Consider the following 14946-nt stretch of genomic DNA (forward strand, 5'->3'; position numbering starts at 1 on the left):
AGAGAGCTCTTCACGCCAAACCACAAGAAGGCAAAAGAAGCAAACGAAAACCAAGACTGATGCACCATTTGGCTTGTCCATACGTTTTTTTAAAAACCATTTTCCATTCTTATGACTTCACACCCTACCCGCACACCCAATGCGCTGATACACGAAAGCAGCCCTTATTTGCGCCAACATGCCTACAACCCCGTGCAATGGATGCCTTGGGGCAAGGAAGCCCTCGAGCTGGCAGAGAAACTGCAAAAACCCATCATACTGAGCATCGGCTACTCTACCTGCCATTGGTGCCATGTGATGGAACGCGAATGCTTCGAAAACGAAGAGATCGCCGACCTGATGAACGCCCATTTTATCAATATCAAAGTGGACAGGGAAGAACGCCCCGACCTCGATGCCATCTACATGGATGCCGTGCAGGCGATGGGCTTGCCCGGCGGCTGGCCGCTCAATGTGTTTCTGCTGCCTGACCGCCGCCCCTTTTATGGCGGCACCTATTTCCCGCCCGAAGCATGGAAGCAGCTGCTGCGCAATGTAGTGAAGGCATTCAAGACCGAACGCCAAGCCTTGGAAGAAGCCGCTGCCAAGCTGAGCAGTGCCCTGCAGCAAAGTCTATCGCAGCGTTTCGGCTTGCGAAACAACGAACAGCTGCCCACCGAAGCAAGCATGCGCACAAGCCTGCACCGCCTCGAAGAAGCCTTCGATAACCTGCACGGCGGCTTTTCCGGCGCACCCAAGTTTCCCACGCCCTGCGTGTATGCATTCATGCTTTATGCCGGCGTGGCACTCAAACAAAATACCTTGCTCGAGCAGGTTGAGCGCAGCCTGCAAGGCATGTACCGGGGCGGTCTCTATGACCACGTGGGCGGTGGTTTTGCCCGTTATTCGGTCGATAGTGCGTGGCATGTGCCCCACTTCGAAAAAATGCTGTACGACAACGCCCAACTGTTGGGCTTGTATGCTCAAAGCTACCGCCACCGGGCTGCCACCTATAAGCAAGAAGTCGTATTCCGCACCTTCGATTTCTTGAACCGCGAACTGCTCAGCCCCGAAGGCGCCTACTACGCCGCCCTGGATGCCGACTCCGAAGGCGAAGAGGGGAAATACTATGTCTGGCACTACGAAGAAGTAAAAGACATTCTGCAGCAAGACTTCGACACCTTCACCACCCTATTTGACCTGCGCCCCGAGGGCAACTGGGAAGAAGGGAAAAACGTGCTGCGGCGCCTGCGCTTGCCCACCGATGAAACAGAAGAGCAGGCCATCCGGCACATGCTCGAACGTTTGTTGCATAAGCGCGCTTTGCGCACGCCACCCGCCCGCGACACCAAAATACTGACGGCATGGAATGCGCTCCTCATCAAGGGGCTGTGCGAAGCATACCACGCTTTTGGCAGGGAAGAATTCAAAACGGCCGCCCTGCGCATCATGCAGTTTATAGAAGAAAGGCTCATGGTGCGGCATACCCTTTACCATAGCTACCAGGAAGGCAAACCCAAGGGCGAAGGCTTGGCCGAAGACTATGCTCACACCATTGCTGCCTACATAGCCCTTTATCAAGTCACCTTCGACGAGCGCCACATACGGCAAGCCCGCCAACTGCTTGAACAAGCGCAATCGCTTTTCCTGAACGACGAAGGGCTCTACAGCATGGCTCCACTCAACAGCAAAGACCTCATTGCCAACAAAAGCAATATATTCGACAGCGTGATGCCCTCTGAAAATGCCGTCATGGCACACAACCTCTTTTATTTGGGGCTGCTGCTCGAAAACAAAGCATGGCAACACCAAGCCCGGGGCATGCTGGCATATGTAGGTCCTATGTTGCAAACAGAAGTGCGTTATCTGGCTCACTGGGGGCACCTGTGGCTGCACCACATCCGCCCTACAGCCGAAGTGGCCATTGTAGGGGCACAAGCGCTGCAAGCACGCGCCCGGCTGGCCAAGCACTATCTGCCCCATGTGGTGTGGATGGGCACCAATCAAGAAAAAGGCACGGACAGCCTGTTGCCCAACCTGAAAGAAAGGGAAGCCATAGACGGGAAAACCACTTTTTATGTGTGTGTAAACAAGAGTTGCCTGCTGCCTGTACACGAGGCCGATGCCGCCTACCGGCAGCTGCAGCAGTTGTTGGAAAGGTAAAACAAGCGAAACCGGGCGCCACTCAAAGCGTTTTGCCTGCTTTGTTCTGTGGGCTTGGTTTCGCTTTTCTTGCTTCTTTTCTGTTTTTGTGCTTTTTGTGCTTTCCGCTCCTCCCCGTCTTTTTGTGCATCTTCTCCCCCTCCCTCTCGAGCACTTTGCCCCGCTCTTTTCGAGCATCCTCCTGTGTCATTCGAGCGTAAGCGAGAAATCTCTTTTGCCTTCTTATGGTTTGGCGTGAAGAGATCTCTCACTCGCTTCGCTCGTTCGAGATGACAAGAGATAAGCTTGGTTTGATGAGATTTCTCACTTCACTGCGTTCCGTTCGATATGACAAACCCGGGCTCGTGTTTACAGTGCAAAATGCTTCTCCTGCATATACAACTCTTCGAATTTGCGCAGGTGTTCGGGCAAGCCCAGCACTATGAATACATCTTCTTTCTGAATGGGACGGTGAGGATCTACGTTGAATATGAACTGCCCGCCTTCGCGCAGCGCCAATACCACAGCACCGCCGGTGGCATTTCGTATGTTTAGTTCTGCCAAAGATTTGCCTATCACGTCGGGGCGCAGCCAGTAGCCGCGCACTTCTTCCAAATCAAGATGAATGTCGCCAATGCCCGAAAGCAAATCCAAGAACTCTATCACATAAGGCTTGGTAATAATTTGCGCCATATGGATGCCCCCGATATAGTCGGGCATGACCACCCGGTTAGCACCGGCACGGTACAGCTTGCGTTCGGAGGTCTCCTCCGATGCCCGTGCCACAATAAAAATACCAGGATTCAGCTCTCTGGCGGTCAAGGTAATAAATACATTTTCTGCATCTTTGGGCAAGGTGGTCACAATGGCAGAGGCCTGCTCGATGCGTGCCTCTTTCAAGGTTTCGTCGAGGGTGGCATCGCCTACAATGTACCCGAAGCGCACATCCTTGGCAAAGACCGGGCGGCTCACTTTGGGGTCATGCTCTATAATCACAAAATCACGCTTGGCTTTCACCAACTCTTCACATACTTTGATGCCATTGCGCCCATAACCGCACACTATCACATGATTTTTCATCTTACGTACATTTCTGCTAATGCCGAAGTTATACAATAGTTTTTGGATTTCACCCTCAAAGAAAAACGAAGTAAGGGTCGATACGGCAAAACCGGCAACCAAAAGGTTAAAAACAATAAAGAAGGAAGTGAATAAACGCCCCTCTTCCGACAGGGGATGCACCTCCGTATAGCCTACCGTAGAAAAAGTAATCACCGTCATGTAGAAGGCTTCCAAGGGGGTATAGCCCTCTATGAGCTGATAAGCAATGGTGCCTACAATAAAGCTCAACAAGATGAGAACAAAAGCAATCAGCAGGCGCTTGAGACCTATTTGAAGCATGTTTGTTGGCAATTCGTAAAAATAAGGCTTGAATATAAACAAGATGCCGGGCGTTTGCAACCCGGCACCTCGTGTGTCATGCAAGTAAAAATCACTTATTCCGTGCCGGCAGTTTCTGCGGCAGCTTGATTCGGGTCCACAAAATCAACCTCTTCCAGGCTGAGTATGTTCATGGGGTTCACCCGCAAGCCGGTCACATTCTTTTGTGACATACGCAAAACATCGTCGTAATAGAGAATGATGACGGGGCATTCTTCCAAAATAAGTTTTTCCATTTCGTGATAAATGGCATAACGCTTGAAATAATCTTCTGCGTTTTCTTTTACATGCATGGCTTCCACATACAGGCTGTCATATGTGGGATTGATGAAATGTGTTTTGTTGGGACCGGCAGGTGACAAATACTTGCTGTAGAACATAGCAAGGTAGTTTTCGGCATCGGGGTAGTCGGCAAGCCACGACCCACGGAACAGGTTCACCTTGCCATTGTCCACACGTTCTTGGTGGGTAGAAAACTGTGCTGTTTCTATTTCCACTTTTACGCCTATCGACTCCCATTGCTTTTGTATGAACTCTGCAATATTGCGGTCGGTAGAATACGTAGAGAGCTTCAATTCGTATTTCTCTAAGCCCTGCCCGTTCGGGTAACCGGCTTGCTTGAGCAGCTCGCGCGCCTTGGCCGGGTCGTAGCGATAACCCTTCACCACCGAAGAGTCAAACGAAGGCATGCCCATAGGCACAATGCCTGCCACACCCGGTTTACCCAAGCCATTGCGCAGCGAATAAACCAGCTCGTCACGGTCGATGGCGTAGGCCAATGCCTGGCGAAACTCTTTTTTGAGGAAGGGGTGTTTGTCCGGGTCCACATAGTTTTCCGGATTCATTTGGAAACCTATGTACTCGGTATTCAGGTAGTCAGCTTTTTCGATATTGAACTTCTGTGCAAACTCGGGTTTTATGTTGCCTTGCCCGTCCAGTATTTCCTTCGCATTTTCGGGCAGGCCGGTGATGAAGTCCAGATTGCCTGCTTGGAATTCACGAAATGCCTGGTTGGGGTCTTCTATGAAGCGCACCTGTACGGCATCGACATAAGGAATGTCTTTGCCCAACTCTTTGGCTTTCCAGTAATTGGGGTTTTTCTCAAATACCAAGCTCTCGCCTTCCTTCCACTCTTTAAACTTGAAAGGACCGGTTCCTACCGGATGGCTGCGGAAATCGTCTTTGTAATACTCTACCGCTTCACGTGGTACTACAAAAGTATAAGGCACCGTCAATAGGTCAATAAAAGGCGGGAAGGGCTCTTTCAAGCGGATTTGCAAGGTGTAGTCATCAAGGGCAACAAAGGCAGAGTCAGAAAGTGTGCCGTTGGGGTTGGTGAGCACCTTGCCCTCAAACACCCAACGCCCGGTGCTGGCAGTGGCCGGCGACATGATTCTTTTGAACGAATACACAAAATCCGATGCTTTCACCTCACGCCCTTTCCCATCGGGGAAGCAAGGGTCGTCGTGAAAGTAAACCCCTTTCTTGATGGTAAAGGTGTAGGTTTTGCCGTCTTCGGAAATACTCCACGTATTGGCCAAAGCCGGCATGGGATGCAAGCTTTCGTCCATTTCAAAGAGGCCGTTGTAGAGCTGCGTGGTTGCCCACACGGTCGCCCGGTTGTTGGCAAAGGCGGGGTCAAGCGACTTTAAACCACCGGTTTGATTATAGCGAAAGACTTTTTTTGGCGCCCCTTCTTTGGCCGGTCCGCCACAGGCAGCCAAGAAAGTAGCCAAAACAATAAATGATAAGATTCTACGTACCATATTTAAGCGTTTTTTAAAGGTTTAATTGTATCTTTAATTTCAACAAAGACGTATGCTTGATAGTAAATCTGCATATTTTATTCGTAAAAAACAACTCATTACAATGAAAATACTATTTTGCTTTTAAATGCAAGAATTTATCAGTACTTTTCGCTTATTAAAACCGGAATTTTTATGGGGAAAGTTATAGCTATTGCCAATCAAAAAGGTGGCGTAGGCAAAACCACCACCGCCATCAACTTGGCTGCCAGCTTGGCGCATCTGGGGTATAAAACACTGGTGATTGATGCCGACCCCCAAGCCAACTCCACTTCGGGACTGGGGCTGAACCCCCGCGAGGTGGAAAACAGCATCTACGAATGTATGGTTGACGGCGTGGATATTCAAAGTGCCACCGTGCCTTCTCAAATGTCTAATTTATACATTGTGCCTTCTCATATCGACTTGGTGGGTGCCGAGGTGGAAATGATCAACCTGCCGGAGCGGGAAGTAAAAATGCGGCAAGCCATCGCCCCCATACGCGACAACTACGATTTCATCTTGATAGACTGCTCCCCTTCGCTGGGGCTTATCACGGTCAATGCCCTTACGGCAGCTGATTCGGTAGTGGTGCCCGTACAGTGTGAATATTTTGCCTTGGAAGGGCTGGGCAAACTGCTCAATACCATCAAAATCATTCAAACACGCCTCAATACCAATTTACAAATAGAGGGCATCTTGCTTACGATGCATGACCTGCGCATTCGCCTGTCCACACAGGTCATCGAAGACGTCAAGCAGCACTTCAAAGAGATGGTCTTCGATACCGTTATTCCACGGAATGTGCGCCTGAGCGAATCGCCCAGTTACGGCCTGCCCGTCATCATGTACGACGCCGGCAGCAAAGGTGCTGAATCATATTTGGCGCTTGCAAAGGAAATATTAAAAAAGAATCAATTACCTTTGAAGGCGAAAAGTCCCAAAGCATAAAAAGTGACGATGAGCAAACGCAAAAAAGGATTAGGAAGAGGGCTGGGTGCGCTGCTTTCCGACAGCGACGCGGTACAGCAACCCACACCTTCGGCAGAAGAAAAACAAGACAGCATACAAGAAATTCCGGTTCAATCCATTGAACCCAACCCTTTTCAACCACGCCAGGATTTTGCCCCCGAAGCCCTGCAAGAGCTGGCAGAGTCCATCAAGGTGCACGGCATCATACAACCCATCACCGTACGACGCTTAGAAGAAGGCAAGTATCAAATCATTTCGGGCGAACGCCGCTGGCAAGCCTCTCAGCTGGCGGGGCTCTCTACCATCCCCGCTTATGTGCGCACAGCCGATGACCAGCAAATGCTGGAGATGGCGCTCATTGAAAACATACAACGCCAAGACCTGAACCCCATAGAGATAGCCTTAAGCTATCAGCGCCTGATTACCGAATGCGGGCTTAAACAAGAAGAGTTGGGCGAGCGGGTCGGCAAGAAGCGTTCCACGGTAACCAACTACTTGCGTTTACTGAAGCTGCCCCCCGACATACAAGCCGGCTTGCGCGATGGCCTGCTGAACATGGGACATGCCCGCGCCCTGGTAGCGCTCGAAGACCCCGCACAGCAAATTTTTATCTATAAAAAAATTGTCACTGAAAAGCTCTCGGTGCGGCAAGTAGAGCAGCTGGTGCAAGCCGTGCAGAAAAAGAAACCAACCGGCGCCAACAAATCTCAAAAAAGCGGCGAGCTGGCGCCTGAGCTCAAGCAGCTGCAGCAACGGCTGTCTTCACACTTTGGCACCAAAATACAAATAAAAACGGGCAAATCGCCCGATAAAGGCGAGATAAAAATACCATTCACCTCCATAGACGAGCTCAACCGCCTGCTCGAAATTCTTAACATAGAGTTGTAATGCCCATGAGTCACCGGATAGTTGCTTTGTGTTTGTTTGCCTGCTGTTGGCAAGCCGGATGGGCACAAAACGACAGCCTGCAAACGGTTCCGCCTTCCCCGGAACCGCAGGCGCGCACGGCAGCCCCCGCGCCCTATATTGAAGACATAGGCAGCAACCCTTTTTCACCTGCCGAAGCAGCCAAACGCTCGGCTGTCTTGCCCGGCTGGGGACAGGTGTATAACAAAAAATACTGGAAGGTGCCGGTCATCTATGCAGCCTTAGGCGCCATTGCCTACGGCATTTACTGGAACAATTCCTACTATCAGTACTACGACAACCTGTATAAGCAGGCCATCCTGAACGGGAACCCCAACCAGCTGGATTTGAACCGCACCCGCTATTTGCGCACCTTTACGCGACGCAACAAAGAGCTGCTTATCCTGGTGGGCATTCTCACCTACGGCCTGAACATTGCCGATGCCATCGTGGATGCCCATTTGGCCGGCTTTGACTTCAGCGACGACATTAGCCTGCGGCTGTCGCCCCACATAGAACCACTACCCCACACCCATGGTATTTGGGCAAAAGGTGTTACCTTTACGTTCCGGTTTTGACCTTGTAAAACAATTTAAACAGAACACATGGCACTGAACATAGCACTGATCGGCTACGGCAAAATGGGCAAAGCCATTGAAAGTATTGCCCGCGAAAGGGGGCATCATATTACGGCCATCATTCGCCGGCAAAACCAAGAAGAACTGCAAACACTCTCGCCACAAAATACAGATGTAGCCATTGAGTTTACCACACCGGAAAGTGCTTTTGACAACATACGGCAGTGTCTGCAGCAGCAAGTGCCGGTGGTCAGTGGTTCTACCGGCTGGCTTGAACATCTGCCCGAAGTAAAACAGCTTATAGAAACTCACCGGACGCCCTTTTTCTATGCGCCCAATTTCAGCATAGGCGTCAACTTGTTTTTTCTTGTCAACCGTCTGACAGCCCGCCTCATGAGCAGCCAGCCACAGTACGAAGTGAGCATGGAAGAAGTGCATCACATTCACAAAAAAGATGCCCCCAGTGGCACCGCCATCCGTCTGGCAGAAGACCTGCTGGCCTACTATCCCCAAAAACAGGGATGGGCGCTTGCCGGTGAAGCCCAAGCCGGGCAACTGCCCATCGAAGCCAAGCGCATCGACGAAGTGCCGGGCACGCACATTGTTCGCTACCGCTCTGCCGACGACCAAATAGAGCTCAAGCATGAAGCCTTTTCACGCCATGGCTTTGCCTATGGTGCGGTACTGGCTGCCGAGTTTTTGGCACAACAAAGTGCCGGTTTCTTTGGTATGGAACAACTACTACAAAGCCAATTGGGCATCTCTTTCCCCTCACTTTAAAACCATTGACACAACCTTTCTCAAACAACTAAGACCATGAAGCTTAAACTGCCTTTTTTGAAAAAATCATCGAAGGAACAGACGAATAAACAACCCAAGTCGAAGCTGCGCGAGTGGATAGACTCGCTGCTTTTTGCCGTCATCGTAGCCACCTTGGTGCGTTGGCTTGTCGTGGAAGCTTACACCATCCCAACGCCTTCCATGGAGCGCAGCTTACTGGTAGGCGACTTCCTGTTTGTAAGCAAACTGAGCTATGGCGCCCGCACCCCCCAAACCCCTCTTCAGCTGCCGCTCACGCACCAAACCATCTGGTTTACCGATATTCCTTCTTATCTGGATTGGATTCAACTGCCCATGTATCGCCTGCCCGGCTTTTCGAAAGTAAAAAAAGGCGATGTGGTGGTATTTAACTTTCCCCCCCAAGAGCCGGGACGCCCCAAGTACCCTACCGACCTGAAAACACACTACATCAAGCGCTGCGTGGCTACCGGTGGCGACACCATAGAAATCAAAGCCGCCAAAGTCTATATCAACGGCGTGGAACAAGCCTATCCCGAAGGCGTGCAGTTCCGCTACGACGTATATACCAACCAAAGCATACGCCCCCGCGTGTTCGAAGAGCTGGGCATACGCTACTCGGCCGACAGCAACACGGACGTCTATGCCACCAACTTCGGCTACCGTATCACCATGACCCCGGCCACTGCCGAAGCCCTGAAGAAACTGCCGATGGTAGAAAAAGTGGAATTGTCTCTTGCCGAAGAAGGCATCGGCAACCTGCGTGTGTTTCCCAATCATCCGCAGTTCAACTGGAACGAAGACTACTTCGGACCGCTCTACGTGCCTAAAAAAGGCGATAAAATAAAAATGACGCCCGAAAATGTGATTCTCTACGGGCACACCATTGCCGAGTATGAAGGGCACGAGCAAGCCGAAGTGAAAAACGATAAATTGTATATCAACGGACAGGCCGTGGAAGAATATACTTTCCGCCAAGATTACCTCTTCATGATGGGCGACAACCGCCACAACTCTCTGGATTCGCGCTTCTGGGGCTTTGTGCCCTATGACCACGTGGTGGGCAAAGCTGTCTTTGTGTGGTTATCGGTAGATCCTTATGCCGATTTTCTGCACAAAATACGCTGGAGCCGCCTGTTTAGCGGTGTCAATTAAAAAAACCTTTCATGAGGTCTCTTTGTTTCAAAAAGAGATTGCTTTAAAAGATTGATTATAAACCAAAAACAGTTATGAAACAGGAAGAAGTGTTGGACGAGTTGTTGCATGTGGAAGAGCCTACCCCCACCTTCAGCATGAACCCGAAGAAGTTCATGTTGTGGCTCTTCATTGTTTCCATAGTCATGATTTTCGCCTCGCTTACCTCTGCCTATATTGTGAAGCAGGCAGACAGCGCCTGGCTCTCTATCGAGTTGCCGTCAATATTATGGTACAGCACGGCCGTGCTGCTGCTCAGTAGTCTTACCGCCCATATGGCCTACCGCGCGGGCAAAAAAGAGCAAACCGGCAAAGCGCGCCTTTACCTGCTGGCAACCCTAACATTGGGCTTGGTTTTTCTGGCTATGCAGTGGTTGGGCTGGGTGGACCTGGTAGAGCGTGGCATCTTCTTTGGCGGTGTGGACCGTGAAGGCAACCCCGCCAACCCGGCCGGCTCTTTTATTTATGTGCTGATGGGCGTTCATGCCGTGCACCTGATTGCCGGCTTGATTTACTGGCTGGCGATGCTCTTGATGAAACGCCAAACCGAAAGCCAAAAAGAAAACTGGCGTCTGCACCTTGAAATGTCCACTATCTTTTGGCATTTCCTGGACGGACTGTGGGTCTATCTGTTTTTATTTTTATTGTTAAATCGCTAATTTAGCCACGTTGAAAAGCTTTGTTTCTTTATATAGCTGAAAGACAAACAGATAAAAACTTAACGCTGAAAATTATGGCATCTACAACTGTAACAGTGAGCAATGCGCAAGACAAAACCAGTCCTTGGTTTGGCGGCAAGTCGCCCATGAATGCCAGCTATGGCAAATTGATGATGTGGTTTTTCTTGCTTTCTGACGCCTTTACCTTCTCGGCTTTCCTGGTAGGCTACGGTATGGTGCGCTTCATGCATCCGGCTTATGACCCGGCCGTGCATGGCGAATTTAAATTCTCTACAGAATATTGGCCTATTCCGGAATATGTGTTCAATGCTTTTCCGGGCTTCCATGGTGTGCATCTGCCTCTGGTATTCGTAGGCTTGATGACCTTCATATTGATTGTAAGTAGTGTAACCATGGTACTGGCTGTGGAGGCGGGGCATCGCCGCGACAAGGAAGCCGTTACTAAATGGATGCTTTGGACCATTATCGGCGGCTTGACCTTCTTGGGTTGCCAGGCATGGGAATGGACCCACTTCATCATGGGTGACCCCCAGTCGCCTTATGGTGCTGCCGGTGGCTTCATTGGTGCCAACCTCATTCAGAACCAATACGGACCTACGCCTTTTGCTGATTTCTTCTTCTTTATCACCGGTTTCCACGGGATGCACGTATTCAGTGGCGTGATTTTGAACCTGCTGGTGTTCCACAATACTGTATATGGTGTGTATGAACGCCGTGGACATTATGAAATGGTGGAAAAAGTAGGGCTCTACTGGCACTTTGTAGATTTGGTTTGGGTATTTGTGTTTACCTTCTTCTATCTTGTGTAATTTCCTGATTTGACATCAATCACTGAAAAAAATAGTAACTATGGCAAATACAGCTTCACACGGCGCCCCGCAAGTAAAAACCCTCATTAAGGTATTCTGGATATTGTTGGGGGTAACAGCCCTCGAGTTCCTGATTGCTTTTACCATGGAACCGGGCACTTTGAAAATCGCTATTTTCATCGGCTTGACCATCGTAAAAGCTTTTTATATAGTGGCTGAGTTCATGCACCTGAAAGGAGAGGTCAAAGCACTGGTATGGTCCATCCTCCTTCCTTTGATTTTTGTGGTGTGGCTCATCATAGCCCTCATTGTAGAAGGTGGTGCTCACTAAGCCTTTGAAGCAATGAAAGTAAAACGCATCACACAAGCGGGTGCCCTCTTGCTTATGCTGGGGGCACCTGTTTTTATTTTTGTTTTCTTCTATTTGTTCGGAGAAAATCATTATGAACTGCCGCACGAAGGGCGTTACGAAATAACACCTGCCCACGATACGACTTACATGGCGGTGCCTGTAAAGTCTTTTTCTTACCTCAATCGCGGCAAAGTGCATATTGTCATGCTCAGCGACAGCCTGCCTCCACAAGAAGCCGGTGAACAGTGGCAACGCCTGCAAGCGTATTTTCAAACCAGTAAAACCGTTGTGCTGCACCGGGCAGCCCCTGACTCCCTGACGCTCGCATGGCTCTGCCCCCACCATAACTACCGGCAAACCCCTTTCGTGCTGATAGACAAACAGGGCTTTGTACGTGGGCATTACGGCAGCGACATGGAAGAGTATGACCGCTTGATTACCGAAACACTGATTGCCGTTAAACTTCCTTAATCAACGATTGGTTTAATAGGAAAAACCGCTCTTTCCTAAAAAAAAACGATATGAATACCTCACTGACCTCTTCACAAGACCGGCTTTACCGCCGTCTCATTGGCGTTGTATCGGTAGCCATCCCCATCGTAGTGGCCATACTGTTTTACTTGCAGCGAACCGACAAAAATATCACTTATGAATCGGTGGACTTCCTGCCCCACCTGAATGCTTTCATCAATAGTGCCACCTTCGTGGCTCTTATTGCCGGCTTCATCGCCATCAAGCGAAAAAACATAGCTTGGCACCGCCTGTGGATGATGACTGCTTTCGTGCTTTCCTCTATTTTTCTGATTTCGTATGTCATCTACCATACATTTGGCACACATACGCCTTATGGCGGCGAAGGATGGATACGCACCGTTTACTTCTTCATCTTAATCACCCATATTGCTCTCTCGGCGGTAGTAGTGCCTTTTGTGCTGTTTGCCCTTTATTTTGCTTATACCAAGCAGTATGCCAAGCACCGCAAGGTGGTCAAGTGGGCTTATCCCATCTGGGCATATGTGGCTGCCTCGGGTGTGGCTGTTTACCTTATGATATCGCCTTACTACAACTAATACCGGTGCTAATTATATAAGCAAAGGCACGGTGCCAAAACGGGATACCGTGCCTTTTTGTCTTAACGGATGCCTGGCTATCTGCCCGCGCAGATGGCAGGTGCGCCATGCTTCCCTCCTGCGGCTACTCTACTTGAAATGTATGCATGATTTGCTCGCCTGTCTCTTGGTAGTCAGCAAAACGATGACGCTCGGTAGTGAGTGTGAGCACATAGGCTTTGCCGTCCACTACTCTGTAGTGCTGTACAAAAGTAAGGTCAAAACGGGGGTTATAGGTGCCGTCAGTGCCCGAGGCTACGCCCTGTGCCCCCTCAAATATCAAACGGTGGTATTTGTTTCCGGTGCCATCTGTTTCGGTGCTGCTCTCAAGTATCTTAGCTTCCGGCATGTAGTTCAGTATTTGCCGCTTTGAGGCTTCGGCATACTGCTCCAAAGACATATCATAGCCCTGCAAGTCCTCAATGGTCAAGTTTATATTTTCACGAAAGCGGTCTTTAGGGGACTCTTGCGGAAAATACAAAAAGAAGCGCACGCCCAACTTGCCGGATTCATCTACTTCAAGGCTGTCCGGATAGTGAATGGTGTAATTCTCCCGGGCAAGTGTTTTCCAGCTTTCGGGGGGCTCATGGGCATTTTTGTTTTTTTGACTGCAGGCCGGCAACATGCAAAGATAAGCCAGCGCTAAGGCGCACCATATTTTTACAGTTTGCATGACATTGTTGTTTGGTGAATAATAATATCACCGGGCACAAAAGCAGTACCAACGGTAAGGGTTCTTCCCGGCTTTTGAAAGTATTTTTTCACCCCCCTGCCCGGATGGCCTTCACGGGGTCCAATCGGGCGGCGGTCCAGGCAGGTATAATACCCGACACCACACCTACCACTGCCGAAATCAAAACACCCCGCAGGATATTGCCTGCCGTCAGCCGAAGCTCTAAAGAGCCCAGAGGGACAAAGCTCACCAGCCAAACCAAAAAGAGCCCTATCAATCCGCCAAAGATGCTCAAAAAGATAGCTTCGAACAGAAATTGGTTGAGAATAAAGAAATTTTTTGCACCCAAAGATTTTTGCACACCAATGATGGGCGTGCGCTCCTTTACCGACACAAACATAATATTGGCTATACCAAAGGCACCTACCAGCATGGCAAAGCTGCCAATAACGCCCCCCGCCACGTTGAGTACACCAAAGATGGCATTCAGCTGATTGGTTAAAAACTCCGGACGGTTGATGGCAAAGTTATCTTCTTCCGTGGGGCGAAGTGCCCGTTTACGACGCATCAGACCGCGTGCTTCTGCTTCGAGACGCACCAAGCCGGCATCCTCTTCCTTGCCTTTGAGCGCAATAACAGGCTCACGCCCATCTTTACCCACTTTATAAATCTTTGCAAAGAAGAAAAAAGGCATGATACAGGTTTTATCGGAACTGGGTGCGCCCAAGAAGTTGGCTCCTTCGCGCTTCATAACCCCAATGACCCGCAGCTTGCGCCCTTTCAAACGGATATCTTTGCCTACTGCCGAACGGTTGGGAAAAAGGGTCTGTGCAATTTCATAGCCTATGATGGCTACATTCAAGCCATTGGCCATTTCATGGGGCAAGAAATAACGGCCTTCTGCCAAATCCACATTGGCTACTTCGGAATAAGAGTAAGAAACGCCCCGCAGGGTTACGTCTTCAATACTCAGGCTGCCGCTTTGCAGCACAGCCCCGCCACGACCGGTAAAAAGAGCCACCGCCGAAGCTTGCTTTGCATAACGTGCCAAAAATTCATATTCTTCATAGGTATTGACCGGCCGGTTCACATACTTCCACCAAGGGTAGTCCGGTCCAAATGCCCACGGCCATTTTTGAATATAAAGCACATCCTTTCCCAAAAAATTCAAGCTCTCCTTGATGCTACGCTCCAGCGAGTCGACCACCGTAAAAACGGTAATGATGGCAAACACGCCGATGGTTACGCCAAACAGCGACAAGGTAGTACGCAACCAGTTGGCGCGCAGCGATTGCACCGCAAAAGAAAAGCTCTCCCAAAATAAAAGAGAGTAAAGTCGTATGATTTTATAGGCTTTTTGCATACCTTATCTTTTATTCTGTTTACTACTTAAACGCCACCGGCAGCAAGAAAAGTACAAAGGAAGGCAAAAATATATGAAGCCGGCACTTGCATTTGACTTTTTCAAAGAACTATATTGCACAAGTCCCTGTTTTTTTACGTGGTTCAAATGATTTTTCTTAAGTTTGC

General features: G+C 49.7%; 15 protein-coding genes. 11 read left to right on the plus strand and 4 right to left on the minus strand.

Going from position 1 to position 14946, the window contains the following annotated elements:
* Positions 1-111: 111 nt before the first annotated feature.
* Positions 112-2142 (plus strand): thioredoxin domain-containing protein, encoded by a 2031-nt coding sequence (locus K384_RS05610; RefSeq protein WP_038030306.1) that lies wholly within the window; start codon positions 112-114, stop codon positions 2140-2142.
* 348 nt (positions 2143-2490) lie between these two features.
* On the opposite strand, the gene K384_RS05615 is transcribed toward K384_RS05610, so the two are convergent.
* The gene (locus K384_RS05615; protein ID WP_038030534.1) at positions 2491-3522 is read right to left on the minus strand and encodes a potassium channel family protein; all 1032 of its coding nucleotides are present in this window, start codon (positions 3520-3522) and stop codon (positions 2491-2493) included.
* Positions 3523-3617: 95 nt separating this feature from the next.
* Positions 3618-5327, minus strand: coding sequence for an ABC transporter substrate-binding protein (locus K384_RS05620; protein WP_038030308.1), 1710 nt, complete (start codon positions 5325-5327; stop codon positions 3618-3620).
* A 174-nt stretch (positions 5328-5501) separates the two neighbouring features.
* On the opposite strand from K384_RS05620, the gene K384_RS05625 reads away from it, so the two are divergent.
* From K384_RS05625 to K384_RS05670, 10 genes are all read left to right on the plus strand, one after another.
* A complete protein-coding gene (locus K384_RS05625) occupies positions 5502-6296 on the plus strand; it encodes a ParA family protein (RefSeq protein ID WP_038030535.1) in 795 nt (264 codons plus the stop codon).
* A gap of 9 nt (positions 6297-6305) precedes the next feature.
* Entirely contained in the window at positions 6306-7205 is a 900-nt protein-coding gene (locus K384_RS05630) for a ParB/RepB/Spo0J family partition protein (RefSeq protein ID WP_038030310.1), read from the plus strand.
* Between the two features lie 5 nt (positions 7206-7210).
* On the plus strand, positions 7211-7801 hold the full coding sequence (locus K384_RS05635; protein ID WP_157630072.1) for a DUF5683 domain-containing protein: 591 nt from the start codon (positions 7211-7213) through the stop codon (positions 7799-7801).
* 27 nt (positions 7802-7828) lie between these two features.
* Complete coding sequence (gene dapB, locus K384_RS05640) at positions 7829-8581, plus strand: 4-hydroxy-tetrahydrodipicolinate reductase (RefSeq protein ID WP_316928913.1); 753 nt, start codon at positions 7829-7831, stop codon at positions 8579-8581.
* Between the two features lie 36 nt (positions 8582-8617).
* On the plus strand, positions 8618-9754 hold the full coding sequence (gene lepB, locus K384_RS05645; protein WP_051633159.1) for a signal peptidase I: 1137 nt from the start codon (positions 8618-8620) through the stop codon (positions 9752-9754).
* Positions 9755-9828: 74 nt separating this feature from the next.
* On the plus strand, positions 9829-10452 hold the full coding sequence (locus K384_RS05650) for a cytochrome c oxidase subunit 3 (protein WP_051633160.1): 624 nt from the start codon (positions 9829-9831) through the stop codon (positions 10450-10452).
* Between the two features lie 74 nt (positions 10453-10526).
* A complete protein-coding gene (locus K384_RS05655; protein WP_038030312.1) occupies positions 10527-11282 on the plus strand; it encodes a cytochrome c oxidase subunit 3 in 756 nt (251 codons plus the stop codon).
* A 40-nt stretch (positions 11283-11322) separates the two neighbouring features.
* The gene (locus K384_RS05660; protein WP_038030314.1) at positions 11323-11613 is read left to right on the plus strand and encodes a cytochrome C oxidase subunit IV family protein; all 291 of its coding nucleotides are present in this window, start codon (positions 11323-11325) and stop codon (positions 11611-11613) included.
* Positions 11614-11625: 12 nt separating this feature from the next.
* Entirely contained in the window at positions 11626-12105 is a 480-nt protein-coding gene (locus K384_RS05665; protein ID WP_038030315.1) for a hypothetical protein, read from the plus strand.
* A 50-nt stretch (positions 12106-12155) separates the two neighbouring features.
* On the plus strand, positions 12156-12704 hold the full coding sequence (locus K384_RS05670; RefSeq protein WP_038030317.1) for a DUF420 domain-containing protein: 549 nt from the start codon (positions 12156-12158) through the stop codon (positions 12702-12704).
* 124 nt (positions 12705-12828) lie between these two features.
* Here the strand turns inward: K384_RS05670 and K384_RS05675 are convergent, their stop codons facing one another.
* Both K384_RS05675 and K384_RS05680 read right to left on the minus strand, forming a co-directional pair.
* The gene (locus tag K384_RS05675) at positions 12829-13416 is read right to left on the minus strand and encodes a hypothetical protein (RefSeq protein ID WP_038030320.1); all 588 of its coding nucleotides are present in this window, start codon (positions 13414-13416) and stop codon (positions 12829-12831) included.
* Between the two features lie 88 nt (positions 13417-13504).
* Positions 13505-14779, minus strand: a complete 1275-nt coding sequence (locus K384_RS05680; RefSeq protein WP_051633161.1) for an ABC transporter permease — start codon at positions 14777-14779, stop codon at positions 13505-13507.
* Between the last annotated feature and the right edge of the window lie 167 nt (positions 14780-14946).

This window comes from Thermonema rossianum DSM 10300 (genome assembly GCF_000426825.1).
Taxonomy (GTDB): domain Bacteria; phylum Bacteroidota; class Bacteroidia; order Cytophagales; family Thermonemataceae; genus Thermonema; species Thermonema rossianum.

Coding starts and splice junctions, on each gene's coding strand:
- K384_RS05635 (WP_157630072.1), top strand. CDS start 7,211: ATGAGTCACCGGATAGTTGCTTTGTGTTTGTTTGCCTGCTGTTGGCAA.
- K384_RS05650 (WP_051633160.1), top strand. CDS start 9,829: ATGAAACAGGAAGAAGTGTTGGACGAGTTGTTGCATGTGGAAGAGCCT.
- dapB (WP_316928913.1), top strand. CDS start 7,829: ATGGCACTGAACATAGCACTGATCGGCTACGGCAAAATGGGCAAAGCC.
- K384_RS05670 (WP_038030317.1), top strand. CDS start 12,156: ATGAATACCTCACTGACCTCTTCACAAGACCGGCTTTACCGCCGTCTC.
- K384_RS05625 (WP_038030535.1), top strand. CDS start 5,502: ATGGGGAAAGTTATAGCTATTGCCAATCAAAAAGGTGGCGTAGGCAAA.
- K384_RS05675 (WP_038030320.1), bottom strand. CDS start 13,416: ATGCAAACTGTAAAAATATGGTGCGCCTTAGCGCTGGCTTATCTTTGC.
- lepB (WP_051633159.1), top strand. CDS start 8,618: ATGAAGCTTAAACTGCCTTTTTTGAAAAAATCATCGAAGGAACAGACG.
- K384_RS05655 (WP_038030312.1), top strand. CDS start 10,527: ATGGCATCTACAACTGTAACAGTGAGCAATGCGCAAGACAAAACCAGT.
- K384_RS05660 (WP_038030314.1), top strand. CDS start 11,323: ATGGCAAATACAGCTTCACACGGCGCCCCGCAAGTAAAAACCCTCATT.
- K384_RS05615 (WP_038030534.1), bottom strand. CDS start 3,522: ATGCTTCAAATAGGTCTCAAGCGCCTGCTGATTGCTTTTGTTCTCATC.
- K384_RS05665 (WP_038030315.1), top strand. CDS start 11,626: ATGAAAGTAAAACGCATCACACAAGCGGGTGCCCTCTTGCTTATGCTG.
- K384_RS05680 (WP_051633161.1), bottom strand. CDS start 14,779: ATGCAAAAAGCCTATAAAATCATACGACTTTACTCTCTTTTATTTTGG.
- K384_RS05620 (WP_038030308.1), bottom strand. CDS start 5,327: ATGGTACGTAGAATCTTATCATTTATTGTTTTGGCTACTTTCTTGGCT.
- K384_RS05610 (WP_038030306.1), top strand. CDS start 112: ATGACTTCACACCCTACCCGCACACCCAATGCGCTGATACACGAAAGC.
- K384_RS05630 (WP_038030310.1), top strand. CDS start 6,306: ATGAGCAAACGCAAAAAAGGATTAGGAAGAGGGCTGGGTGCGCTGCTT.